This is a genomic window from Vibrio tubiashii ATCC 19109 (assembly GCF_000772105.1).
Taxonomy (GTDB): Bacteria; Pseudomonadota; Gammaproteobacteria; order Enterobacterales; family Vibrionaceae; genus Vibrio; species Vibrio tubiashii.
This window is the reverse complement of the sequence record NZ_CP009354.1, coordinates 249,463-272,944: the sequence shown is the minus strand read 5'-3', so window position 1 is coordinate 272,944 and position 23,482 is coordinate 249,463. Positions and strand designations below refer to the sequence as shown.

The 23,482-nt window shown below is 45.7% G+C and carries 38 protein-coding genes; 6 read left to right on the top strand and 32 right to left on the bottom strand.

What is annotated here, in order from left to right:
- Positions 1–4: 4 nt before the first annotated feature.
- Both cysD and cobA read right to left on the bottom strand, forming a co-directional pair.
- Entirely contained in the window at positions 5–913 is a 909-nt protein-coding gene (gene cysD, locus IX91_RS01320) for a sulfate adenylyltransferase subunit CysD (protein ID WP_004748302.1), read from the bottom strand.
- A 56-nt stretch (positions 914–969) separates the two neighbouring features.
- Entirely contained in the window at positions 970–1,839 is an 870-nt protein-coding gene (gene cobA, locus IX91_RS01315; RefSeq protein ID WP_004748304.1) for a uroporphyrinogen-III C-methyltransferase, read from the bottom strand.
- Positions 1,840–2,102: 263 nt separating this feature from the next.
- Here cobA and cpdB point away from each other — a divergent pair, with 263 nt between their 5' ends.
- The 4 genes from cpdB (at position 2,103) to IX91_RS01295 (ending at position 6,168) form a co-directional block, all read left to right on the top strand.
- The gene (gene cpdB, locus IX91_RS01310; RefSeq protein ID WP_004748305.1) at positions 2,103–4,064 is read left to right on the top strand and encodes a 2',3'-cyclic-nucleotide 2'-phosphodiesterase; all 1,962 of its coding nucleotides are present in this window, start codon (positions 2,103–2,105) and stop codon (positions 4,062–4,064) included.
- A 106-nt stretch (positions 4,065–4,170) separates the two neighbouring features.
- Positions 4,171–4,734, top strand: a complete 564-nt coding sequence (locus IX91_RS01305) for a Crp/Fnr family transcriptional regulator (protein ID WP_004748307.1) — start codon at positions 4,171–4,173, stop codon at positions 4,732–4,734.
- Positions 4,735–4,804: 70 nt separating this feature from the next.
- On the top strand, positions 4,805–5,257 hold the full coding sequence (locus tag IX91_RS01300) for a GNAT family N-acetyltransferase (RefSeq protein ID WP_004748309.1): 453 nt from the start codon (positions 4,805–4,807) through the stop codon (positions 5,255–5,257).
- Positions 5,258–5,259: 2 nt separating this feature from the next.
- Complete coding sequence (locus IX91_RS01295; RefSeq protein ID WP_071881242.1) at positions 5,260–6,168, top strand: DMT family transporter; 909 nt, start codon at positions 5,260–5,262, stop codon at positions 6,166–6,168.
- Here IX91_RS01295 and IX91_RS01290 read toward each other — a convergent pair.
- The gene (locus tag IX91_RS01290) at positions 6,114–6,686 is read right to left on the bottom strand and encodes a LysM-like peptidoglycan-binding domain-containing protein (protein ID WP_004748313.1); all 573 of its coding nucleotides are present in this window, start codon (positions 6,684–6,686) and stop codon (positions 6,114–6,116) included. The genes IX91_RS01295 and IX91_RS01290 overlap by 55 nt on opposite strands.
- Positions 6,687–6,914: 228 nt before the next feature.
- Here IX91_RS01290 and IX91_RS01285 point away from each other — a divergent pair, with 228 nt between their 5' ends.
- Together IX91_RS01285 and IX91_RS01280 are read left to right on the top strand one after the other, a co-directional pair.
- Positions 6,915–7,535: an FKBP-type peptidyl-prolyl cis-trans isomerase gene (locus IX91_RS01285; RefSeq protein WP_004748314.1), complete on the top strand. Its 621-nt coding sequence runs from the start codon at positions 6,915–6,917 to the stop codon at positions 7,533–7,535.
- A 109-nt stretch (positions 7,536–7,644) separates the two neighbouring features.
- Positions 7,645–8,142: a DUF2780 domain-containing protein gene (locus tag IX91_RS01280; protein ID WP_004749438.1), complete on the top strand. Its 498-nt coding sequence runs from the start codon at positions 7,645–7,647 to the stop codon at positions 8,140–8,142.
- 412 nt (positions 8,143–8,554) lie between these two features.
- On the opposite strand, the gene rplQ is transcribed toward IX91_RS01280, so the two are convergent.
- The 29 genes from rplQ to rlmB all read right to left on the bottom strand — a co-directional run bounded on the left by rplQ (position 8,555) and on the right by rlmB (position 23,481).
- The gene (gene rplQ / locus IX91_RS01275; protein WP_004410405.1) at positions 8,555–8,935 is read right to left on the bottom strand and encodes a 50S ribosomal protein L17; all 381 of its coding nucleotides are present in this window, start codon (positions 8,933–8,935) and stop codon (positions 8,555–8,557) included.
- Positions 8,936–8,960: 25 nt separating this feature from the next.
- Positions 8,961–9,953 carry a DNA-directed RNA polymerase subunit alpha gene (locus IX91_RS01270; protein ID WP_004410407.1) on the bottom strand — a complete coding sequence of 331 codons (993 nt, stop codon included), beginning with the start codon at positions 9,951–9,953 and terminating at the stop codon, positions 8,961–8,963.
- 24 nt (positions 9,954–9,977) lie between these two features.
- A complete protein-coding gene (rpsD, locus tag IX91_RS01265) occupies positions 9,978–10,598 on the bottom strand; it encodes a 30S ribosomal protein S4 (RefSeq protein ID WP_004745900.1) in 621 nt (206 codons plus the stop codon).
- A gap of 27 nt (positions 10,599–10,625) precedes the next feature.
- Positions 10,626–11,015 carry a 30S ribosomal protein S11 gene (rpsK, locus tag IX91_RS01260; RefSeq protein WP_001118870.1) on the bottom strand — a complete coding sequence of 130 codons (390 nt, stop codon included), beginning with the start codon at positions 11,013–11,015 and terminating at the stop codon, positions 10,626–10,628.
- An 18-nt stretch (positions 11,016–11,033) separates the two neighbouring features.
- Positions 11,034–11,390: a 30S ribosomal protein S13 gene (gene rpsM, locus IX91_RS01255; RefSeq protein ID WP_004410414.1), complete on the bottom strand. Its 357-nt coding sequence runs from the start codon at positions 11,388–11,390 to the stop codon at positions 11,034–11,036.
- A gap of 147 nt (positions 11,391–11,537) precedes the next feature.
- On the bottom strand, positions 11,538–11,651 hold the full coding sequence (gene rpmJ / locus IX91_RS01250; RefSeq protein ID WP_000868186.1) for a 50S ribosomal protein L36: 114 nt from the start codon (positions 11,649–11,651) through the stop codon (positions 11,538–11,540).
- Between the two features lie 39 nt (positions 11,652–11,690).
- A complete protein-coding gene (secY, locus tag IX91_RS01245) occupies positions 11,691–13,025 on the bottom strand; it encodes a preprotein translocase subunit SecY (protein WP_004745898.1) in 1,335 nt (444 codons plus the stop codon).
- Between the two features lie 20 nt (positions 13,026–13,045).
- Positions 13,046–13,480, bottom strand: coding sequence for a 50S ribosomal protein L15 (gene rplO / locus IX91_RS01240; RefSeq protein ID WP_004745896.1), 435 nt, complete (start codon positions 13,478–13,480; stop codon positions 13,046–13,048).
- 5 nt (positions 13,481–13,485) lie between these two features.
- Entirely contained in the window at positions 13,486–13,662 is a 177-nt protein-coding gene (gene rpmD / locus IX91_RS01235; protein ID WP_004410429.1) for a 50S ribosomal protein L30, read from the bottom strand.
- 7 nt (positions 13,663–13,669) lie between these two features.
- Positions 13,670–14,173 carry a 30S ribosomal protein S5 gene (gene rpsE / locus IX91_RS01230; protein WP_004745894.1) on the bottom strand — a complete coding sequence of 168 codons (504 nt, stop codon included), beginning with the start codon at positions 14,171–14,173 and terminating at the stop codon, positions 13,670–13,672.
- Positions 14,174–14,187: 14 nt separating this feature from the next.
- Complete coding sequence (gene rplR, locus IX91_RS01225) at positions 14,188–14,541, bottom strand: 50S ribosomal protein L18 (protein ID WP_004745893.1); 354 nt, start codon at positions 14,539–14,541, stop codon at positions 14,188–14,190.
- A 9-nt stretch (positions 14,542–14,550) separates the two neighbouring features.
- Positions 14,551–15,084: a 50S ribosomal protein L6 gene (gene rplF, locus IX91_RS01220; protein WP_004745892.1), complete on the bottom strand. Its 534-nt coding sequence runs from the start codon at positions 15,082–15,084 to the stop codon at positions 14,551–14,553.
- A gap of 12 nt (positions 15,085–15,096) precedes the next feature.
- Positions 15,097–15,489, bottom strand: coding sequence for a 30S ribosomal protein S8 (gene rpsH, locus IX91_RS01215; protein WP_004745890.1), 393 nt, complete (start codon positions 15,487–15,489; stop codon positions 15,097–15,099).
- A 29-nt stretch (positions 15,490–15,518) separates the two neighbouring features.
- On the bottom strand, positions 15,519–15,824 hold the full coding sequence (rpsN, locus tag IX91_RS01210; RefSeq protein ID WP_004745888.1) for a 30S ribosomal protein S14: 306 nt from the start codon (positions 15,822–15,824) through the stop codon (positions 15,519–15,521).
- A gap of 17 nt (positions 15,825–15,841) precedes the next feature.
- Positions 15,842–16,381 carry a 50S ribosomal protein L5 gene (gene rplE / locus IX91_RS01205; RefSeq protein WP_004745887.1) on the bottom strand — a complete coding sequence of 180 codons (540 nt, stop codon included), beginning with the start codon at positions 16,379–16,381 and terminating at the stop codon, positions 15,842–15,844.
- 23 nt (positions 16,382–16,404) lie between these two features.
- Positions 16,405–16,722, bottom strand: coding sequence for a 50S ribosomal protein L24 (gene rplX, locus IX91_RS01200; RefSeq protein ID WP_004745885.1), 318 nt, complete (start codon positions 16,720–16,722; stop codon positions 16,405–16,407).
- A gap of 13 nt (positions 16,723–16,735) precedes the next feature.
- Positions 16,736–17,107: a 50S ribosomal protein L14 gene (rplN, locus tag IX91_RS01195; RefSeq protein ID WP_004745883.1), complete on the bottom strand. Its 372-nt coding sequence runs from the start codon at positions 17,105–17,107 to the stop codon at positions 16,736–16,738.
- Positions 17,108–17,272: 165 nt separating this feature from the next.
- On the bottom strand, positions 17,273–17,527 hold the full coding sequence (rpsQ, locus tag IX91_RS01190) for a 30S ribosomal protein S17 (protein WP_004745881.1): 255 nt from the start codon (positions 17,525–17,527) through the stop codon (positions 17,273–17,275).
- Entirely contained in the window at positions 17,527–17,718 is a 192-nt protein-coding gene (gene rpmC, locus IX91_RS01185; protein WP_004410456.1) for a 50S ribosomal protein L29, read from the bottom strand. The genes rpsQ and rpmC overlap by 1 nt, the downstream gene beginning before the upstream one ends.
- The gene (rplP, locus tag IX91_RS01180; protein WP_004410459.1) at positions 17,718–18,128 is read right to left on the bottom strand and encodes a 50S ribosomal protein L16; all 411 of its coding nucleotides are present in this window, start codon (positions 18,126–18,128) and stop codon (positions 17,718–17,720) included. Before rplP ends, rpmC begins: the two co-directional genes overlap by 1 nt.
- A gap of 11 nt (positions 18,129–18,139) precedes the next feature.
- The gene (rpsC, locus tag IX91_RS01175; RefSeq protein ID WP_004745879.1) at positions 18,140–18,838 is read right to left on the bottom strand and encodes a 30S ribosomal protein S3; all 699 of its coding nucleotides are present in this window, start codon (positions 18,836–18,838) and stop codon (positions 18,140–18,142) included.
- Positions 18,839–18,857: 19 nt separating this feature from the next.
- Positions 18,858–19,190, bottom strand: a complete 333-nt coding sequence (gene rplV / locus IX91_RS01170) for a 50S ribosomal protein L22 (RefSeq protein ID WP_004745877.1) — start codon at positions 19,188–19,190, stop codon at positions 18,858–18,860.
- Between the two features lie 10 nt (positions 19,191–19,200).
- Positions 19,201–19,479 carry a 30S ribosomal protein S19 gene (gene rpsS, locus IX91_RS01165; RefSeq protein ID WP_004745876.1) on the bottom strand — a complete coding sequence of 93 codons (279 nt, stop codon included), beginning with the start codon at positions 19,477–19,479 and terminating at the stop codon, positions 19,201–19,203.
- Between the two features lie 21 nt (positions 19,480–19,500).
- The gene (gene rplB, locus IX91_RS01160) at positions 19,501–20,325 is read right to left on the bottom strand and encodes a 50S ribosomal protein L2 (protein WP_004410474.1); all 825 of its coding nucleotides are present in this window, start codon (positions 20,323–20,325) and stop codon (positions 19,501–19,503) included.
- A gap of 15 nt (positions 20,326–20,340) precedes the next feature.
- Complete coding sequence (gene rplW / locus IX91_RS01155) at positions 20,341–20,643, bottom strand: 50S ribosomal protein L23 (protein WP_004398471.1); 303 nt, start codon at positions 20,641–20,643, stop codon at positions 20,341–20,343.
- Positions 20,640–21,242: a 50S ribosomal protein L4 gene (rplD, locus tag IX91_RS01150; RefSeq protein WP_004745875.1), complete on the bottom strand. Its 603-nt coding sequence runs from the start codon at positions 21,240–21,242 to the stop codon at positions 20,640–20,642. The genes rplW and rplD overlap by 4 nt, the downstream gene beginning before the upstream one ends.
- A gap of 17 nt (positions 21,243–21,259) precedes the next feature.
- Positions 21,260–21,889 carry a 50S ribosomal protein L3 gene (rplC, locus tag IX91_RS01145; RefSeq protein ID WP_004745874.1) on the bottom strand — a complete coding sequence of 210 codons (630 nt, stop codon included), beginning with the start codon at positions 21,887–21,889 and terminating at the stop codon, positions 21,260–21,262.
- 14 nt (positions 21,890–21,903) lie between these two features.
- Complete coding sequence (gene rpsJ / locus IX91_RS01140; protein ID WP_004410492.1) at positions 21,904–22,215, bottom strand: 30S ribosomal protein S10; 312 nt, start codon at positions 22,213–22,215, stop codon at positions 21,904–21,906.
- A gap of 528 nt (positions 22,216–22,743) precedes the next feature.
- A complete protein-coding gene (gene rlmB / locus IX91_RS01135; protein ID WP_004745872.1) occupies positions 22,744–23,481 on the bottom strand; it encodes a 23S rRNA (guanosine(2251)-2'-O)-methyltransferase RlmB in 738 nt (245 codons plus the stop codon).
- Between the last annotated feature and the right edge of the window lies 1 nt (position 23,482).

Below are 23,482 nucleotides of genomic sequence, written 5' to 3'. Positions count from 1 at the left end.
CTAATTAGAAGTAACCTTGGCGTTTCTTAAGTTCCATCGATCCAGACTGATCGTGGTCGATCGCTCTACCTTGTCGTTCACTGGACGTCGCAACTAACATCTCTTCAATAATGCCTGTGAGCGTATTGGCTTCAGATTCAATCGCACCAGTCAGTGGGTAACAACCAAGTGTTCTGAAGCGAACGCTTTTCTCTTCGATTTTTTCACCTGGTTGAAGCTCCATACGCTCATCGTCCACCATGATCAGCATGCCATCACGTTCAACAACTGGGCGCTTATCGGCTAGGTAAAGTGGCACGATCTCGATGTTCTCTAGGTAGATGTATTGCCAGATATCTAACTCAGTCCAGTTTGAAAGTGGGAAGACACGAATGCTCTCACCTTTATTGATTTGGCCGTTGTAAGTACGCCATAACTCAGGACGCTGATTCTTTGGATCCCACGTATGGTTCTTGTCACGGAAAGAGTAAACACGCTCTTTCGCACGAGATTTCTCTTCATCACGGCGTGCGCCACCAAAAGCCGCATCAAAACCATACTTGTTCAAAGCTTGTTTAAGACCTTGAGTTTTCATGATGTCAGTATGCTTAGATGAGCCATGTGTGAATGGGCTACATCCCATCGCAAGACCTTCTGGGTTCTTATGAACCAAAAGCTCAAAGCCGTATTTCTCAGCAGTACGGTCACGGAACTTAATCATTTCCTTAAACTTCCAGTCGGTATCGACATGAAGTAGCGGGAAAGGAATTTTACCTGGGTAAAAAGCTTTACGTGCCAAATGCAGCATGACAGATGAGTCTTTACCAATTGAATACATCATCACTGGGTTATCGAACTCAGCGGCAACTTCACGAATGATGTGAATACTCTCCGCTTCAAGCTGCTTAAGATGGGTTAAACGTTCTTGATCCATGTTAATTGCTTCCTTTATGGCTCATTGAGCCTATGGCTAATCTAGTTAAAATGGCGTTAGGCTGACTGACGCTGAGCGGTGACTTGTTCTGCTTGGGGTTCAAACCATGCAAGCTTTTCGGACAATGCCACCACTTCACCAACGACGATAAGTGAAGGTGACTGAGCGTCTTTTGCGAGATCAGCAAGCTCATTGAGCTGACCTTTGAATACTTTCTGTTTGCTGTGCGTACCGCGCTCAATGATCGCGATGGGTGTTTCTGGCTGACGACCATGTTCAATCAGTTGGCTTTGGATGTATTCCGACTTCATCAAACCCATGTAGATCACTAGAGTCTGATTACCGCGCGCTAACGTCGACCAATCCATCTGATCGCTTTCGGCTTTTAAATGACCCGTGATAAACATTGCTGACTGAGCATAGTCGCGATGAGTGAGGGGAATACCCGCATAAGCAGTTGCGCCAGCTGCGGCTGTGATACCAGGTACGACATGGAAAGAGACGCCTGCATCCGCAAGGACTTCTAGCTCTTCTCCACCACGACCAAAGATAAACGGATCACCACCTTTTATGCGTACCACGCGGTGACCTTGCAGCGCGAAGTCGAGTAGTAGCTGATTGGTTTTTTCTTGAGGAACACTGTGGTGACCGGCACGTTTACCGACACACACTAAGATGGTATCGCTTGGCACCAAAGAGATGATGTCATCCGATACTAGGTAGTCATAAAGCACAACATCAGCTTGCTGAAGGAAACGCAGCGCTTTCAAGGTCAGAAGTTCTACATCACCCGGACCTGCGCCAACAAGTGCAACTTCACCTTTACCGAGCAGACTCTGACCCACTGTATTGAGATCTGCTTGCTTACTACGCTGTGCGTGCTGATTGCTCAGAGGAAATTGAGAAATCTTATCCTTGCTCGCCATAATGTCACCCTTACCTAATCTATGAAGGCATTATGGCGCTCTAGTTATATTACCTGAAATTCTAAAATTTCATTTTTTATATCAATTCCTGATAAGCGAATATTTTAAGATTGTTCAAGCTTTGTTCGGTTTTGAGATATTCTCAGCAGAACGCTATAAAGTAATTGCTCAACATCACACTTTGTCTTTCAATGAAATCATTGTTTCATTTCATTTTGTTACATTATGCAGCGTCTTACTAAACGCTATCGGAGCATCAAAAAATGAAAGTAGCAGTGAAACCCCTATCTCTTGCTGTACTGGGTGGCATGTTAACCATGGCAGGCCCAGCAATGGCAGATACGATCAAACTTCGTATTGTCGAAACAACTGATATTCACACTAATGTCATGGATTATGACTACTACAAAGATAAGCCATCGCAAAAGATTGGTCTGACTCGTGCTGCTACTTTAGTAAAACAGGCTCGCGCTGAAGTTGAGAACAGTGTTCTGGTTGATAACGGTGACTTAATCCAAGGTAGCCCAATGGGTGACTACATGGCAGCTAAAGGCATCAAAGTTGGTGAAGTACACCCAGTGTACAAAGCGATGAACCAACTAGACTACGATGTGGGCAACATTGGTAACCATGAATTCAACTACGGCCTTGAGTTCCTAGCTGAAACCATCAACGATGCAGACTTCCCTTACATCAGCGCTAACGTATTTGATCAAAAAACCGGTGAGCACTACTTTAAGCCATACATAATTAAGTCTCACAAATTCAAAGACGTTGACGGCGTTGAGCATGAAATCAAAGTAGGTTACATCGGATTTGTTCCACCACAGATCATGGTTTGGGATAAGAAGAACCTAGAAGGTAAGGTGTTCGCTAAAGACATCAAGGAAACAGCGGAAGAGCTTGTTCCACAGATGAAAAAAGAGGGTGCCGACGTTATCGTTGCGATTCCTCACTCAGGTGTAGCAGCAGACCCATACAAACATGGCGCTGAAAACTCTACATACTACTTAGCTGAAGTTGAAGGTATTGACGCAATTGCATTTGGTCACTCGCATGCGGTATTCCCAGGTAAAGGCTTCGACAATATTCAAGGCGTTGATAACCAAAAAGGCACAATCAATGGCGTAGCCTCAGTAATGCCAGGCCGCTGGGGTAGCCATGTTGGTGTTATCGATCTAGAACTTAAAGAGAAAGATGGCAAATGGGTTGTGGTTAATGGCCAATCAGAAGCACGCCCAATCTTCGACAAAGTAAACAAGAAGTCACTGGCTGAAGCAGATAAAGAGATGGTCGAAGCACTTGAAGCTGACCACAAAGGTACTCGCGATTTCGTTAACCAACCGATTGGTAAAGCGAATGACGTCATGTACAGCTTCTTAGCTCTCGTTCAGGATGATCCTACGGTTCAAATCGTCAACCTAGCGCAAAAAGATTATGTTGAGCGCTTCATTCAGGGTGACCCAGATCTCTCTGATATTCCAGTACTTTCTGCGGCAGCGCCATTCAAAGCGGGTGGTCGTAAGAATGATCCTGCAAACTTCACTGAAGTTGAATCTGGTCAGCTAACCTTCCGTAACGCAGCAGACCTATACCTGTACCCGAACACGCTAGTAGCGATGAAGGTCACCGGTAAAGAAGTCAAAGAGTGGTTAGAGTGTACCGCTGGACAGTTTAAGCAAATCGACGTCAACAGCACTGCACCACAGCAACTTATCGACTGGGATGGCTTCCGCACTTACAACTTCGATGTTATCGACGGTGTAAACTACCAAATCGACGTCACTCAACCAGCGAAATACGATGGTAACTGTAAAGTCGTTAACCAAGATGCCGAGCGTATTGTTGGCCTGACTTACCAAGGTAAGCCAATCGATATGAAGCAAGATTTCATCATCGCAACCAACAACTACCGCGCATACAGCAACAAGTTCCCAGGAACAGGCGCTGAGTTTGTCGCATTTGATTCTCCAGATGAAAACCGTTCAGTTATCGCAGCGTACATCACTCGTGTAAGCCAAGAGAAAGGTGAAGTAACGCCAAGCGCTGACAACAACTGGTCATTCGCTCCAATCAAGTCAGACAACAAACTTGATATCCGCTTTGAAACATCACCAAGTGAAAAAGCAGCGAAATTCATTGAAGCGAAAGGTCAGTACCCAATGAAACGTGTCGCGACGGATGATGTTGGCTTTGGTGTTTACCAAATCGACCTACAGAAGTAACACTTCATTAAACTAACTGAAAGCCGCAATGAAAATTGCGGCTTTTTTATTGGTTAACGTTTATCTTAAAATGACCGCTCTTCATCTACGTAAGATTTTTGCCATTATGTTTGACGCTTTCCATCAGCAACTGTCACAAAACGGATTCACGCAACCTGAAATAGAACAACTCACTCAATCAGCGCAATTGATTGAACTGCCTACTCGCCATATTCTGTTACATCAAGGGGAAGTCGCTGAAGAGATTTTCTTTTTGTTAGATGGAATGTGCCACTCGGCGTATCTAACCGATAAAGGCAAAGAGTTCAGTAAAGAGTTCTATTGGGAGAATGACTGGATCATCGGTTTTGAAAGCTTGGTCAACCAACAACCCTCCCCTTACTTGCTTGAGTCTCTAACCCAGTGCACCTTGCTCTCTCTACCTATTGAGACCTTACGGGTATGGCGCGAGCAAAAACACAGTATTTACCTCAAGCTGCTTGAAACTCAGCTGATGTATAAAGAAAACAAAGAACGCTTTATGTTGCTCTACAGCCCAGAAGAGCGTTATGAACTTTTCTGCCAGCATTACCCTAACTTACTTGAACGCCTCAACGATTATCAGATCGCAGCGTATCTTGGGATTACTCCAATTAGCCTAAGCCGAATCAAAAAGCGCAGCCAAAGTTAACAATTGTTAATGCCCATCGAAAACTGTCTTGCTACATTGGCGATATCAACAACAGCAAGACAGATAAACAATGATTACTTGGCAACTCAAACCTTTTTCCGACCTCACCACAGAGCAACTGTATACGCTGCTAAAACTTCGAGTCGACGTCTTCGTCGTCGAACAAACTTGTCCTTACCCAGAGCTGGATGATAAAGACCACCAATTGGGCGTTTTCCACCTACTCGGTTATCAAGATGATGAGCTAATAGCTTGCGCACGTTTGTTACCTAAAGGAATCAGTTATCCGTCAGTGAGTATTGGTCGTGTTGCCACTAAGGAAAGTCATAGAGGTGGTGGTTTAGGTCATAAACTACTGCAACAAGCCTTGGCAGATTGTGAATCATTATGGCCCAGTGAGTCGATTGAAATTGGCGCACAAGAACACTTAGCCTCTTTTTATCAACGACACGGCTTTGTTCAAACATCCGCTATGTACTTAGAAGATGATATCCCACACATTGATATGAAATTGGAAAAGTAGCCTTGGCTCTCTCTGCAACCTACGTCGCTATCCTACTGCTAGTGATTGGCAACTTCGCAGCTTCTCTTTCCGATGTCGCTGTGAAGCTGCTTGATGGTGAGGTATCAACCTTTCAGTACATCTTCATTCGCCAATTACTCTCTGCTGCGGTTATTTTTCCTTTATGGTGGAAACAATCGCAGCCACAAAGAAAGATGTACAGTCCCAAGTTAAATTTGCTCAGAGCGCATCTGATCTTAATTGGCAGTGGATGCATGGTTGTCGCTATCACCCACTTAACCTTGGCGACGGCCAATGCAGTATTCTATGCAGCCCCCTTACTCATGCTGCCGTTAGCGATTGTGTTACTTGGAGAGAAACCAACACTTCAACGCAGTGCGGCAACCATTTTTGGATTTGCTGGAGTGATGGTGGTGCTGAGGCCATCGGAGTTTCACTGGGCAGCCCTGTTTGCACTCGGAACAACCTTCACTCTTGCCCTGTTTAACATAAGCGCACGAAAGCTACCTAGCCAGCAAACGGTCGTCAGTACTCTGTTTTGGACATCAGTCCTATCACTGCCAGTATCAGGTATACTGGCGCTGCTTTACTGGCAGCCGATATCGAATAACCACTTACTGCTAATCTTAGCCAGTGCTGCCTTGATTCTGACCTACAATGGTTTTGCGGTGATGGCCTACCAACGCTCGCCAGCCAGCTCAATCGCAGTGGCCGAAAATTCTGGGTTAGTGTTTGTCGCGCTGTTTGGTGTGATGTGGTTTGATGAAGTGCCAGATTGGCTAACAGCATTAGGGATAGTGATGATTATCCTTCCCCTAATGCCATGGAAAGCGGTGTTGAAACTATTTAGAGTCAATTACTTACTGCGACCAAATCCGCCATCTGAAAGTCGGAAGAACATAACGGACTGATTGCTTTTTTCAAGCTGTAAGATATCAAGCTGGCCGTTTTCGGCTAGTTTAAATCGCACGAGCTGACCTTTTTTAATTCTACTCAAAGGCTTATCCGAACCCTCGACCTTTACCAAGGCATTAAGGTCAGCCATAGCTAAGCCGTTACTACGAAAAACTTGAGCTAAGGTATCACCACTTTTAACTTCATACTCATTCCAAGCTTTAGAAACGAGTGAATCCTGCTCTGCGCTTTTTTGCTCACTCAGACTACGGGTATTGATATCAACTTCGACACGTTGAGTGTTAGAAGAAACTGCCGGCTCTGTTTCGGTTTGAGCTTCAGGGATTGGGATAACAAGTAACACCAATAGCAAAGGAGTAATCACCATAAGTGCACGTTGATGCAGCCTAGGTAACAAGTTCCATTTATCTAGAATAGTCTGCTTAATCTGCTGCCAATCAATCTGGTTGAGCTTGGCTTTTGCCAATTCAACGTAATCCACCTGCTGCTGTTTCTTTTTCTTTCTGCGATTCATCGCACCTTGTCTCCAAACGGCCTTCGCTACAAGTATAAAAACCAAGCGCTTATGAGTATAGGATTTTTAAGCATTGAAGGTAATAGCCCAGTTAAATTTCGATAAAATGTCGTTAAAAGTCGATCTTAATCGCACAATGTGGCGAGAGACTATCTAGGCTCGACCGTTTCATAACAAAGCTATAACTGGTATCCTTTACCCTTTATACACCATATAAAGAGAGACAACATGTCTGAAGTTAAATTTGAGACTGTAGAGCAGAAAGCTAGCTACGGTATCGGTCTACAAATGGGTCAGCAACTTGCTGGTTCTGGTCTTGAAGGTCTAAACGTTGACGCTATCGCTGCTGGTATCGCAACTGCACTAGTTGGTGAGCAACCAGCTATCGAAATCGACGAGATCAACAACGCACTACAAGAGCTACACACTCGCGTTGAAGCAGCACGTCAAGAAGCAGCTAAAGTAGCAGCAGCTGACGGCGAAGCGTTCCTAAAAGACAACGCTCTACGTCCAGAAGTGACTGTTCTTGAGTCTGGCCTACAGTACGAAATCATCACTGAAGGTACTGGCGAAATCCCAACTTCTGACAAGCAAGTTCGTGTTCACTACCACGGTGAGCTAACTGACGGTACTGTTTTCGACAGCTCTGTATCTCGCGGTCAACCTGCTGAGTTCCCAGTAACTGGCGTAATCAAAGGTTGGGTTGAAGCACTTCAACTAATGCCTGTAGGTTCTAAGTGGAAACTATACATCCCACAAGACCTAGCATACGGTGAGCGTGGCGCAGGTGCTGCTATCCCTCCATTTGCTGCTCTAGTATTTGAAGTAGAACTTCTAGACATCCTTTAATTTCTTAAGAAATTTAAGCATGTATAACGGCGACCATTGTGTCGCCGTTTTTTATGTATGATACTTATCAGAACAACGCGTATAGGTACTATTGAAACAAGGAGAGACAATGTACAAGAAATTAGCAGTAGCGACTTTAGCCAGTCTTGCTTTAATAGGATGCCAAAGTACTTCAAGCGATGGTCAGGCAAGTACGACTGAAAGCAATTATGGGACAATTGCCAACGCAGCATTAATGGGAGCGGTTCAAGCATGGTCTGCGCAAGGTGCAGCAGAGACAGATTTAGTTTCAGCCCTACAAAGCAATGCCAATGTTTCTTCTGAACAAGCGATAGGCGGACTCGGTTCGATGTTAGCCTTAGCGCAAAACTCGTTAAGTGGCAGCGAAACCAGTGAGATGGCGAGCCTTATTCCTGGTTTTGACTCTCTTCAATCGAGTGGTTTAAGCACCATGATTGCTAATAACGAATCCGTTAAGAGCGCGTTTTCAGCATTAGGAATGGACCCTTCTCTGATCTCAACCTTCACCCCTATCATCTTAAGTGCATTGCAAAGCCAAGGTGCAAGCAGCGGGTTGTTGGGCAGCTTAGGTACAATCTGGCAGTAAAAGCTGGAGAGCTGGAGAGCTGGAGAGCTGGAGAGCTGGAGAGCTGGAGAGCTGGAGAGCTGGAGAGCTGGAGAGCTGGAGAGCTGGAGAGCTGGAGAGCTGGAGAGCTGGAGAGCTGGAGAGCTGGAGAGCTGGAGAGCTGGAGAGCTGGAGAGCTGGAGAGCTGGAGAGCTGGAGAGCTGGAGAGCTGGAGAGCTGGATTATTATCTCTTCCAGAGAACAAGTCCTGTCAATACTTTCGCTCCAAAGGTTCTTTCACCATTGTGTCGACGCTCACTCTAGAAGGGCGAAGCCCGATCCCGTTTTCCATAAGCGCAGCGTTCCAGTTATCCCGCAGGACGAAGTCCGTTCCTGATCTCCAGACGCAAAAAAGCCGAGCTAATGCTCGGCTTTTTCGTTCTTACGAACCTGATTACTCAGCAGCTTCTTCAGCAGCTGGGCGATCTACAAGCTCAATGTAAGCCATTGGAGCTTTATCACCAGTACGGAAACCAGCTTTTAGGATACGAGTGTAACCGCCCTGACGAGCAGCAAAACGTGGACCTAGTTCGTTAAATAGTTTTGCAACTACTTCGTTGTCACGAGTACGTGCAAATGCTAGACGACGGTTAGCAACGCTGTCAGTCTTAGCTAGTGTAATCAAAGGCTCAACTACGCGACGTAGCTCTTTTGCTTTTGGCAGTGTAGTCTTGATAACTTCATGACGTACTAGAGAGCTAGCCATGTTGCTAAACATCGCTTTACGATGTGAGCTGTTGCGGTTGAGTTGACGACCACTCTTACGATGGCGCATGACCTAATCCTTCTAACTTTATCGATTAATCTTCAGCGATAGACGCTGGTGGCCAGTTTTCTAGGCGCATGCCAAGAGAAAGACCACGTGATGCAAGTACGTCTTTGATCTCTGTAAGAGATTTTTTACCCAGGTTAGGCGTTTTAAGTAGCTCAACCTCAGTACGCTGTACAAGATCACCGATGTAGTGAATCGCTTCTGCTTTCAGACAGTTAGCAGAGCGAACTGTTAGTTCAAGATCGTCTACAGGACGCAGTAGGATCGGATCGAATTCTGGCTTCTCTTCCTTCTCCTCAGGTACACGTACATCACGTAGATCTACGAACGCATCCAATTGCTCAGCTAGGATAGTAGCTGCACGACGGATTGCTTCCTCAGGGTCTAGAGTACCGTTCGTTTCCATATCGATAACAAGCTTGTCTAAGTCTGTGCGCTGCTCTACACGAGCCGCTTCAACAGAGTAAGCAATCTTGTCTACTGGGCTGTACGTAGCGTCAACCAGTAGGCGACCAATTGGACGCTCATCTTCTTCAGTATGGATACGAGCCGAAGCCGGAACATAACCACGACCACGTTCAACTTTGATGCGCATTGCGATCTCAGCGTTGTCATCTGTTAGGTGACAAATAACGTGTTCAGGGTTAGCGATCTCTACATCACCATCATGGGTGATGTCACCTGCAACCACAGGGCCCGAGCCTGATTTGTTCAAAGTAATGAACACTTCATCTTTGCCTTCGGCAACACGTACAGCTAAACCCTTAAGGTTAAGTAGGATTTCAAGAATATCTTCTTGAACGCCTTCTTTAGTGCTGTACTCATGAAGTACGCCTTCGATTTCTACTTCTGTTACAGCACAACCTGGCATAGAAGATAGAAGAATACGGCGAAGTGCATTACCAAGAGTATGGCCAAAACCACGCTCTAATGGCTCAAGAGTTACTTTTGCGTGAGTCGTGCTAACCTGTTCGATGTCAACAAGACGTGGCTTAAGAAATTCTGTTACAGAACCCTGCATTGTGTCCTCTCTTTAATTTAAACCTTACTTAGAGTAAAGCTCGACGATCAATTGTTCGTTGATATCAGCAGATAGATCTGAACGTTCAGGCATACGCTTGAATGTACCTTCCATCTTACCGCCATCTACTTCAATCCAAGTTGGTTTTTCACGTTGATCAGCAACTTCTAGAGCAGCCTTGATACGAGATTGCTGTTTAGCTTTCTCGCGGATAGATACAACGTCATTAGCCGCAACTTTGAAAGAAGGAATGTTTACAACTTTACCGTTAACTAGGATAGCTTTGTGGCTAACTAGCTGACGTGCTTCTGCGCGAGTTGCGCCAAAGCCCATGCGGTAAACTACGTTATCAAGACGACCTTCAAGAAGCTGAAGCAGGTTTTCACCTGTATTGCCTTTAAGACGTGCAGCTTCTTTGTAGTAGTTACGGAATTGTTTTTCTAGAACGCCGTACATACGACGAACTTTTTGCTTCTCACGAAGCTGAACGCCATACTCAGATAGACGACCGCGACGAGCGCCGTGTACACCTGGTGCGTTATCAATTTTACACTTGGTATCGATCGCGCGTACACCAGACTTAAGGAATAAGTCAGTACCTTCGCGACGGCTAAGCTTCAGCTTAGGACCCAAATATCTTGCCATGATCTTTCTCCAGTAATCTAAAAAACGTTATACGCGACGTTTCTTAGGTGGACGACAACCGTTATGAGGGATTGGTGTAGCATCAACGATGTTTGTGATGCGGAAACCAGCAGCGTTCAGTGCGCGAACAGTAGATTCACGACCTGGACCTGGACCCTTAACCATAACTTCCAAGTTCTTTAGACCGTATTCTTTAGCCATTTCAGCACAACGCTCAGCAGCAACCTGTGCAGCGAACGGAGTAGACTTACGAGAACCACGGAAACCTGAACCACCTGCAGTTGCCCATGCAAGAGCATTACCTTGACGGTCAGTGATGGTTACGATTGTGTTGTTGAAAGAAGCATGGATGTGCGCAACACCGTCTGCAACTTGTTTGCGAACGCGTTTACGCGCGCGAGTTGGTTGTTTAGCCATTGTACTCTACCTTCCCGATTATTTCTTGATCGGCTTACGCGGACCCTTACGGGTGCGAGCATTGGTTTTAGTACGCTGTCCACGTAGTGGTAGACTGCGACGATGACGAAGACCACGGTAACAGCCAAGGTCCATAAGACGCTTGATGTTCATTGATACTTCACGACGTAGATCACCCTCTACAGTGTATTTAGCTACACCATCACGCAGTTGATCGATCTGCTCTTCAGATAGTTCACTGATCTTAACATCTTCAGCAATACCCACTTCAGCTAGGATAGCTTGAGAGCGAGTCTTACCGATGCCGTAGATTGACGTTAGTGCAATCACAGCATGTTTTTGATCAGGAATGTTAATGCCTGCTATACGGGCCATTATTCACTCCTAGTGTTTCATAAAAGAATTAGCCGCAGCAAAGCCCGTTATGGATACGCTGCGGAATACTACTTCTTTTGCACGCAAAAGGTAGGCCGAGGAATATACTCGACACTACCTTATATTACAAGTAAAAATTTCTGCTAATTAGCCTTGGCGTTGCTTGTGCTTTGGCTCACTGCAAATCACGCGAACGACACCGTTACGCTTGATAACTTTACAGTTACGGCAGATTTTTTTAACGGAAGCACGAACTTTCATTGCTAAACTCCGTAAATGAAATCTGAGTCTACCGCCGAATTAACGGCCATAGCCTTTCAGATTTGCTTTCTTCAACACAGAATCATACTGTTGAGACATCAGATGAGTCTGTACCTGTGCCATAAAGTCCATGATAACAACCACTACGATTAGTAGAGATGTACCGCCGAAGTAGAAACGTACGTTCCACGCGACCATCATGAACTCTGGAATCAGACAGATAAAGGTAATGTATAACGCACCTGCTAAGGTTAAACGCGTCATTACTTTATCAATATACTTAGCTGTCTGCTCACCTGGGCGGATGCCGGGTACGAATGCACCGGACTTCTTCAAGTTATCTGCTGTTTCACGCGGGTTGAAAACCAACGCCGTGTAGAAGAAACAGAAGAAAATAATCGCTGCTGCATATAGCATTACATACAGAGGTTGACCTGGGCTAAGAGCCAAAGACACGTCAGTTAACCAACCGAACGCGCTGCTCTCACCGTTCTGACCAAACCACTGAGCCAATGTCCCTGGGAACAGGATAATGCTCGATGCGAAGATTGCTGGAATAACACCTGCCATATTAATTTTAAGTGGCAAGTGAGTGCTTTGCGCAGCAAATACTTTACGACCTTGTTGACGCTTCGCGTAGTTAACAACGATTCGACGCTGACCACGCTCCATGAAAACAACGAAGTAAATAACTGCAAAAGCAAGTACACCAATCAACAGCAGAAGAAGTACATGCAATTCACCTTGACGCGCTTGCTCGATTGTTTGACCGATTGCAGAAGGCAATCCAGCAACAATACCTGCAAAGATTAGTAACGAAATACCGTTACCGATTCCGCGCTCTGTAATTTGTTCACCTAACCACATTAGGAACATGGTGCCGGTTACTAAACTTACGGTAGCAATTAGCGTAAACATGGTTTGGTTGATAACAACCAGATTATCGACCATGTTTGGTAAGCCAGTTGCAATACCAATAGCTTGGAATGTTGCAAGTACAAGCGTGCCGTAGCGTGTATATTGGCTGATCTTACGACGGCCTGCTTCACCCTCTTTTTTGAGTTCAGCTAACGCTGGATGAACTACAGTTAGCAGTTGGACAACAATAGATGCCGAAATATACGGCATGATGCCCAACGCTAATATAGATGCACGCTCAAGAGCACCACCGGAGAACATGTTAAACATTTCTACGATGGTACCTTTTTGCTGGTCGAACAATTCGGCAAGTACAGCAGCGTCAATACCAGGAATCGGCACGAAAGAGCCGGCTCGGAATACTAAAAGTGCACCAATTACGAATAACAAGCGCGACTTTAGTTCACTTAAGCCGCTCTGAGCACTACGAAAATCTTGTCCTGGTTTCTTAGCCATCTGTACCTCGTTCCTCGAGATTATTCCTCGATTTTACCGCCTGCAGCTTCGATTGCAGCTTTAGCGCCTTTAGTCACACGTAGACCTTTTACAGTCACTGCTTTGTTAAGCTCACCAGATAGAACAACTTTTACAAATTCGATGTTCTTAGTGATAACGTTAGCAGCTTTAAGGCTGTTTAGATCTACTACGTCACCAGTTACTTTCGCTAGCTCAGCTAGACGAACTTCAGCAGACACTAGGCTCTTACGAGAAGTGAAACCGAATTTTGGTAGACGTTGTTTTAGAGGCATCTGACCGCCTTCAAAACCTGGACGAACTGAACCGCCAGAACGTGACTTTTGACCTTTGTGGCCACGGCCACCAGTCTTACCTAGGCCAGAACCGATACCACGACCAACGCGCTTTGCAGCAGTCTTAGCACCAGCAGCTGGTGATAGAGTATTCAAACGCATTCTGATTACTCCTCAACTTTAACCATGTAGTAAACCTTGTTGATCATACCGCGTACGCACGGAGTATCTTCAAGTTCTACTGTGTGGTTGATTTTACGAAGGCCTAGACCTTTAAGACACGCTTTGTGCTTAGGTAGACGACCAATTGAGCTTTTAGTTTGAGTTACTTTAATAGTTGCCATGGTGTTCTTACTCCGAAATAGATTCAACAGTTAGACCACGTTTAGCAGCAACCATTTCTGGCGACTTCATGCTACCTAGTGCATCGATCGTTGCACGAACGATGTTGATAGGGTTCGTAGAACCGTATGCTTTAGATAGTACGTTGTGTACACCAGCAACTTCTAGTACTGCACGCATCGCACCACCTGCGATAACACCAGTACCTTCAGCAGCAGGCTGCATGTAAACTTTAGAGCCCGAATGACGACCTTTCACCGGGTGGTGAAGAGTGCCTTCGTTTAGAGCGATCGTAGTCATGTTACGACGCGCTTTTTCCATTGCTTTTTGGATCGCTGCAGGTACTTCACGGGCTTTGCCGTAACCGAAACCTACACGACCGTTACCGTCACCAACTACTGTTAGTGCAGTAAAGCTCATGATTCGACCACCTTTAACCGTCTTAGATACACGGTTAACTGCGATTAGCTTTTCTTGCAAATCATTCGCTTGAACTTGTTGTTCTTTAGCCATCTTCCAACCCTACCTTAGAATTTCAGACCAGCTTCGCGAGCAGATTCTGCTAGCGCCGCCACTCGACCGTGGTATTGGAAACCAGAACGATCAAATGCAACTGACTCAACGCCTTTTTCAAGAGCGCGCTCAGCAACAGCTTTACCTACTGCTTTAGCTGCATCGATGTTACCAGTGTTCTTAACTTGCTCACGGATCGCTTTTTCTACAGTAGAAGCTGCTGCGATAACCTCAGAGCCGTTTGATGCGATAACCTGAGCGTACACGTGACGAGGAGTACGGTGTACTACTAGGCGAGTTGCACCCAGTTCTGCAATCTTACGACGTGCGCGTGTAGCACGACGGATGCGAGATGCTTTCTTATCCATAGTGTTACCTTACTTCTTCTTAGCTTCTTTAGTACGCACATTTTCATCTGCGTAACGAACACCTTTACCTTTATAAGGCTCAGGCTCACGGTAAGAACGAATGTCAGCCGCAACCTGACCAACAAGTTGTTTGTCACAACCAGTGATCACGATTTCAGTTTGGCTTGGACACTCAGCTTTAATACCCGCTGGCAATTCATGCTCAACTGGGTGAGAGAAGCCAAGAGTTAGGCCTACAGCGTTGCCTTTGATAGCAGCACGGTAACCAACACCCTTAAGGGTTAGCTTCTTAGTAAAGCCTTCAGTAACGCCAACAACCATGTTGTTAACTAGAGCGCGAGCAGTACCTGCTTGTGCCCATGCGTTAGCAACACCTTCGCGTGGACCGAAAGTAAGATTGTTTTCTTCCTGAGCAACAACTACCGCAGCGTTAAGAACGCGAGATAGTTCGCCTTTAGCACCTTTTACAGTGATTTCTTGGCCGTTTAGTTTCACCTCTACGCCAGCTGGAATAGCGACAGGTGCTTTAGCAACACGAGACATAGTCTACTCCTATTAAGCTACGTAGCAGATGATTTCACCACCAAGACCTGCTTTACGTGCAGCGCGGTCTGACATAAGACCCTTGGAAGTTGAAACGATAGCAACACCAAGACCACCCATTACAGAAGGAAGTTGATCTTTCTTCTTGTAAACACGTAGACCTGGACGAGAAACACGTTTAAGTTGCTCGATTACTGGTTTAGCTTGGAAGTACTTAAGAGTTACTTCTAGCTCAGGTTTTGCTTCGCCTTCTACAGCGAAATCAGTGATGTAACCTTCAGCTTTTAGTAGTGCAGCAATTGCAACTTTAAGCTTTGAAGAAGGCATTTTAACAGCAACTTTGTTTGCTGCCTGACCGTTACGAACGCGGGTCAGCATATCCGAAATCGGATCTTGCATGCTCATATGATTTACTCCAAATGATTAAGTGGCAATTACCAGCTAGCCTTACGAAGTCCAGGAATCTCGCCTTTCATGCAAGCTTCACGAACTTTGATACGGCTTAGACCGAACTTACGTAGGTAACCGTGTGGACGACCAGTTTGGTTACAACGGTTGCGCTGACGTGATGCACTTGAATCACGTGGAAGAGATTGCAATTTAAGAACTGCGTTCCAACGATCTTCTTCAGATGCGTTTACATCGCTGATGATAGCTTTAAGCGCAGAACGCTTTTCAGCGAACTTAGCTACTAGCTTCGCACGTTTTGCTTCACGTGCTTTCATTGAATTTTTAGCCATAACAGTAACCCTTCACCTTACTTACGGAATGGGAAGTTAAAGGCAGCCAGCAGAGCACGGCCTTCCTCATCAGTACCAGCAGACGTCGTAATAGTGATGTCTAGACCGCGTACTCGATCAACTTTATCAAAGTCGATTTCCGGGAAGATGATTTGCTCGCGAACGCCCATGCTGTAGTTACCGCGTCCGTCAAAAGACTTAGCGCTAACGCCACGGAAGTCACGTACACGTGGAAGAGCGATGTTAATTAAACGCTCAAGAAAATCCCACATACGTTCGCCACGCAAGGTTACTTTACAACCGATAGGGTAGCCTTCGCGGATTTTGAAACCTGCAACAGATTTACGCGCTTTAGTGATAAGTGGCTTTTGACCAGAGATCGTTGCCATATCAGCAGCTGCGTTTTCTAGCAGTTTCTTATCGTTGATTGCTTCACCAACACCCATGTTTAGGGTGATTTTCTCGATTCTAGGGACTTGCATGACGCTTGTGTAGCTAAACTGTTTGGTCAGTTCAGCGACTACAGACGACTTGTAGTAATCATGCAGTTTCGCCATAGTAGAACTCCAAATTACTTCTATTAGTTAGAAACGATTTCGTTGTTAGATTTAAAGAAACGAACTTTCTTACCATCTTCAAAACGGAAACCGATACGGTCAGCTTTACCAGTAGCTGCGTTAAAGATTGCAACGTTAGAAGCATCAATAGCTGCTTCTTGTTCAACGATGCCACCTTGTTGACCTAGAGCCGGAACCGGCTTTTGGTGCTTCTTAACAAGGTTGATACCTTCAACGATAACTTTACCAGTTGCTAGAACCTTAGTTACTTTACCTTTCTTGCCTTTGTCTTTACCAGCAAGAACGATTACTTCGTCATTACGACGGATTTTAGCTGCCATTTCTACGTGCTCCTTACAGAACTTCTGGAGCCAGTGAAACGATCTTCATGAACTTATCGCCACGAAGTTCACGCGTCACAGGGCCAAAGATACGTGTACCGATTGGTTGCTCAGTATTGTCGTTCAACAACACACAAGCATTACGGTCGAAGCGAATGACAGAACCGTCTGGACGACGAACGCCTTTGCGAGTGCGCACAACAACCGCCTTCAGAACGTCACCTTTTTTAACTTTACCGCGAGGAATTGCTTCCTTCACAGTAACTTTGATAACGTCACCGATATGTGCATAACGGCGGTGTGAGCCACCCAGGACCTTAATACACATTACCTTGCGCGCGCCAGAGTTATCAGCTGCGTCAAGTGTACTTTGCATTTGGATCATTGTTAGTGCTCCGCTAAATATTAATAACTAGACCCATCACGGGTCGGGCTGCCTCTTTAAAAGGGACGCGAATTGTACCACCCTTTTTTGTGATTGGGTAGTCAAAAAATAAACGGCCCCAAAATAATTTTGGAGCCGTTTAATATCATAGAACTAGCTAAGGGATTAGCCTTTCGCTTTTTCTACAACTTTTACCAAAGTCCAAGACTTAGTCTTAGACAGTGGACGACACTCACGAATTTCAACAGTATCGCCTAGGCCACACTCGTTGTTCTCGTCATGTGCGTGAACTTTAGTCGTGCGCTTTACGAACTTGCCGTAAATTGGGTGTTTAACCATGCGCTCGATAGCAACAGTGATAGACTTATCGCCTTTGTTGCTAACTACACGACCAAATGAAGTACGAATTTTGTCGCTCATTATGCGCCTGCCTTCTCAGTCAATACGGTTTTCACACGTGCGATATCACGACGTACAGCTTTCAGAGTATGAGTTTGCTGTAGTTGACCAGTAGCAGCTTGCATGCGCAAGTTGAACTGTTCACGTAGCAAATTCAAAAGCTCAGCGTTAAGCTCTTCAACGCTTTTTTCGCGTAGATCTTGTGCTTTCATCACATCACCTGCTTAGTTACAAACGTAGTTTTGAATGGCAGTTTACGAGCCGCTAGGCGGAACGCTTCACGAGCCAATTCTTCAGGTACACCACCCATTTCGTACATAACCTTACCAGGTTGGATTTGGGCTACCCAGTACTCAACGTTACCTTTACCCTTACCTTGACGAACTTCAAGTGGTTTTTCTGTGATAGGTTTGTCTGGGAACACACGGATCCAGATTTTACCTTGACGCTTAACGTGACGTGTCATTGCACGACGTGCCGCTTCGATTTGACGAGCAGTTAGACGACCACGGCCAGTAGCTTTAAGACCGAATTCGCCGAAGCTTACATCAGTACCTTTAGCTAGACCACGGTTACGACCAGTCTGAACCTTACGGAACTTAGTACGTTTAGGTTGTAGCATCTGTCGACTCCTTACTTACGGCCTTTACGCTGCTTCTTAGGCTTGTCGCCTTTAGGCTCTACAGCGTTAGCTGCTGGCATACCGCCTAGAATCTCACCTTTGAAGATCCAAACTTTAATGCCGATCACACCGTATTGAGTGTGAGCCGAAGAAGTTGCGTAATCAATGTCAGCACGTAGAGTGTGTAGAGGCACACGGCCTTCACGATACCACTCAGAACGTGCAATTTCAGCGCCGCCTAGACGACCGCTTACTTCTACTTTGATACCTTTAGCGCCTAGACGCATAGCGTTTTGTACCGCGCGCTTCATAGCACGACGGAACATAACACGACGCTCTAGCTGAGACGCGATGCTATCACCTACAAGCTGTGCATCAAGTTCAGGCTTACGTACTTCAGCGATGTTGATTTGCGCTGGTACACCTGCAATTTTAGCTACAGCTGTGCGTAGTTTTTCTACGTCTTCACCTTTCTTACCGATTACAACGCCAGGACGAGCAGTGTGAATAGTCACACGGATGCTCTTAGCTGGACGCTCGATAACGATGCGTGAAAGAGATGCTTTTTTCAGTTCACTTGTAAGGAACTGACGTACCTTGAAGTCGCCGTCTAGGTTGTCAGCGAAATCTTTGGTGTTAGCAAACCATGTAGCATTCCAAGGCTTAACGATGCCTAGACGAATACCATTAGGATGTACTTTTTGACCCATTGCTTACTCTCCTAGTCTCTTAGCGATCTGCTACAACAACAGTGATGTGGCTTGAACGCTTCAAGATACGATCCGCACGACCTTTAGCACGAGGCATAATACGCTTCATGATAGGGCCTTCATCTACGAAGATTTTTGCGACATTTAGATCGTCAATATCTGCGCCTTCATTGTGCTCCGCGTTAGCGATAGCTGACTCAAGAACTTTCTTGATTAGATCAGCAGCTTTTTTGTTGCTGAACGTTAGAATTTCTAGAGCCTGGTCTACAGATTTTCCACGAATTTGATCCGCAACTAAGCGAGCTTTCTGAGGCGAAATGCGAGCAAAGTTATGTTTAGCTAATGCTTCCATCATCTACTCCTTAACGCTTCTTAGCTTTCTTATCCACGACATGGCCGCGGTAAGTACGTGTTGGTGCGAATTCGCCCAGTTTGTGACCGATCATTTCTTCGGTTACGAATACTGGTACGTGCTGACGACCATTATGGACAGCGATGGTCAAACCGATCATCGTAGGGATGATCATTGAACGACGGGACCAAGTCTTAATAGGCTTTTTGTCTCCGCTTTCCACCGCTTTCTCTACCTTCTTCAGCAAGTGTAGGTCAATAAATGGACCTTTCTTGAGAGAACGTGGCATGGCGATTCCTCTTTATATAGATTACTTGTTACGACGACGTACGATGTACTTGTCAGTGCGTTTGTTCTTACGAGTCTTGAAGCCTTTAGTTGGCTGACCCCATGGTGAAACTGGGTGACGGCCACCAGAAGTACGACCTTCACCACCACCGTGTGGGTGGTCTACCGGGTTCATTACCACACCGCGAACGGTAGGACGAACACCGCGCCAGCGGTTAGCACCAGCTTTACCAAGTTCACGTAGCATGTGCTCAGAGTTACCAACTTCACCGATTGTTGCACGGCCTTCAGAAAGTACTTTGCGCATTTCGCCAGAACGTAGACGGATAGTTACGTATGCACCGTCGCGAGCAACGATTTGAGCATATGCACCAGCCGAACGAGCTAGCTGACCACCTTTACCAGGCTTAAGTTCAACGTTGTGTACAGTTGAACCTACTGGGATGTTACGCATTGGTAGAGTGTTACCAGCTTTGATTGGTGCATCAACACCAGACTGGATAGCATCACCTGCGTTAACACCTTTAGGTGCTAGGATGTAACGACGCTCACCGTCTGCGTACAGAACTAGAGCGATGTTAGCGCTACGGTTTGGATCATATTCAAGACGCTCAACTTTCGCTGGGATACCGTCTTTAGTACGTTTGAAGTCAATTACACGGTAGTGGTGCTTGTGACCACCGCCGATGTGACGTACTGTGATACGACCGTTGTTGTTACGACCACCGTTCTTAGAGTTTTTCTCTAGAAGAGGTGCGTATGGCTTGCCCTTGTGTAGGTCAGCGTTAACAACTTTAACAACGTGACGACGACCAGGGGAAGTCGGCTTACATTTAACAATAGCCATTCTTAACTACTCCTGTTATTCCGCGCCGCCAACGAAGTCAAGATCTTGACCTTCTTTCAAAGTAACGTACGCTTTCTTAACGTCGCTGCGGCGACCTTGGCGTAGACCTTGACGTTTGGTCTTACCCTTAGTGATAAGAGTATTTACAGACTTAACTTCAACTTCAAATAGCTTTTCTACAGCTGCTTTGATCTCTTTTTTAGTTGCATCTTTAGCTACTTTGAAAACGATAGTGTTCGCTTTCTCAGCTGCCATAGTTGCTTTTTCAGAGATGTGCGGTGCACGTAGAACTTTTAGGATACGCTCTTCAGTGATCATGCTAGCATCTCCTCTACTTGTTTAACTGCGTCAGCAGTAATTACAACTTTGTCGAACGCGATTAGAGAAACTGGGTCAATACCAGCAACGTCACGAGCGTCAACTTTGTATAGGTTACGAGCAGCTAAGAATAGGTTCTCATCTACTTCGCTAGTCACGATTAAAGCGTCAGTTAGCTCAAGCTCTTTAAGCTTAGCAACTAGTTCTTTAGTCTTTGGTGCTTCTACTGAGAAGTTATCAACAACGATTAGACGCTCTTGACGAACAAGCTCAGAAAGAATGCTCTTCATAGCACCACGGTACATTTTCTTGTTTACTTTTTGGCTGTGATCTTGTGGTTTCGCAGCAAAAGTAACACCACCTGTACGCCAGATTGGGCTACGGATTGTACCAGCACGTGCACGGCCAGTACCTTTTTGACGCCATGGCTTAGCGCCACCGCCAGAAACTTCTGAACGTGTTTTCTGAGCACGAGTACCTTGACGAGCACCTGCTGCGTACGCAACAACTACTTGGTGTACAAGAGCTTCGTTAAACTCACGTCCGAAAGTAGTTTCGGAAACAGTTAGTGCATCAGCACCTTTAACCATTAGTTCCATTACTTACTCCTGAGACGTTATGCTTTAACAGCTGGTTTAACGATCACGTTACCGCCAGTTGCGCCTGGGACTGCACCTTTAATAAGAAGCAGATTGCGCTCAGCGTCAACACGTACGATCTCTAGGTTTTGAGTCGTTACACGCTCAGCACCCATGTGACCTGCCATTTTCTTGCCTTTAAATACGCGACCTGGAGTTTGACATTGGCCAATAGAACCAGGAGCACGGTGAGACAATGAGTTACCGTGAGTCATATCTTGAGTACGGAAGTTCCAACGCTTAACAGCGCCTTGGAAACCTTTACCCTTAGATGTACCAGTAACGTCTACTTTCTTTGTTTCGTTGAATAGTTCAACTGTTAGCTCAGCGCCAACTGCAAACTCTTCACCGTTTTCCAAACGGAATTCCCAAAGACCACGACCAGCTTCAACACCTGCTTTAGCAAAGTGACCTGCTTCTGGCTTAGTTACGCGGTTAGCTTTCTTAGCACCAGTAGTAACCTGGATTGCAGCGTAGCCATCTGTCTCAAGAGTTTTAACTTGAGAAACACGGTTAGCTTCAACCTCAACAACAGTTACTGGGATAGAAACGCCTTCTTCAGTAAATACGCGGGTCATGCCCACTTTACGACCGATTAGACCAATCATTCTTCTAATCTCCCTTAACCTAGGCTAATTTGAACGTCAACGCCCGCAGCAAGGTCTAGACGCATTAGAGCATCAACAGTTTTGTCTGTTGGCTCAACGATGTCGATTAGACGCTTGTGAGTACGGATTTCGTACTGGTCACGTGCTTTCTTGTTAACGTGTGGAGAGATAAGAACTGTGAAACGCTCTTTACGAGTAGGTAGTGGGATTGGACCACGAACCTGTGCGCCAGTGCGCTTAGCTGTTTCAACGATTTCCGCTGTAGAAGCATCGATTAGTTTGTAATCGAAAGCTTTTAGGCGGATACGGATACGTTGGTTCTGCATGAGACAGAGCTCCAATATTAAAAATTACACAAACAATATCGCCACTCAAACTCGTAAAGACGAGAGAATGCCGATTGATTTATGTGAAACCGTAACTTCCAAGATTAGGAAGTATTGTCAGTTAATTTTCGATTAACTACCCCTACATACCAGAATCACGTCTGGGGATAGTTATTCCGAAGAATAAGTAGCTAATTGTATTAACCGCGAACATAAGCTGAGTCTACATTACCTGAAATATCAAAGAGATAAATCAGCTCCTCTTCGCTCATTGGTTCACAACTGGCTTAACCAGTGCGACGCATTATACAGATCACAGTTTTACTTGCAAGTGCTGTTTGAAAAATAAACGGACAAGAGGGAATGGGGATTAGGGATGGGGGAACGGACTTCGTCCTACGGAGAGCTAGAGAGCTAGAGAGCTAGAGAGCTAGAGAGCTAAAGTTGACCACTCTGGTTTAGGTGGTCAACTCCAGTTTTCCATTAGCGTAGCGCTCCCGTTATCTAGGAGCGCAGCGTTCCTACACGTTAAGCTAAGCGCTGGCGCACCGCTTCAAATAGGCATACGCCTGATGCAACAGAGACGTTTAGGCTTGAGACACTGCCTGCCATTGGGATCTTGATTAAGTCATCACAAGTTTCGCGAGTCAGGCGGCGCATACCGTCACCTTCTGCGCCCATGACGATAGCTAGCGAACCTGTTAGCTTTGCTTGGTATATGTCGTGTGTCGCTTCACCGGCTGTACCAACAAACCACACGCCCTGCTCTTGCAACGCACGCATAGTGCGAGCTAGGTTAGTCACGCGAACCAAAGGTACAGTCTCTGCTGCGCCACAAGCTACTTTACTGACTGTCGCAGTAATGTTTGCTGATTTGTCTTTCGGTACAATAACCGCGGCAACACCCGCTGCATCAGCGTTACGTAGACAAGCACCTAGGTTGTGCGGGTCTGTGACACCATCAAGAACTAACAGTAGTGGTGACTCATGCTTAGCAAGAATGTCATCTAAGTCATTTTCATTAAGCTGTTTAGCGGGCTTAACACGCGCCATAATACCTTGATGGTTAGCCCCACGAGCTTTGTCATCTAACGTTTTACGAGTCATCTGCTGAATTGAAACACCACACACTTGTAGCTCATTCAGAATCGGCATTAGACGGTCATCTTGACGACCTTTTAATACGAACGCTTCAATGAAACGCTCTGGTTCACGCTCTAGTACTGCTTTTACAGCGTGGATACCATAGATAAATTCGTTACTCATT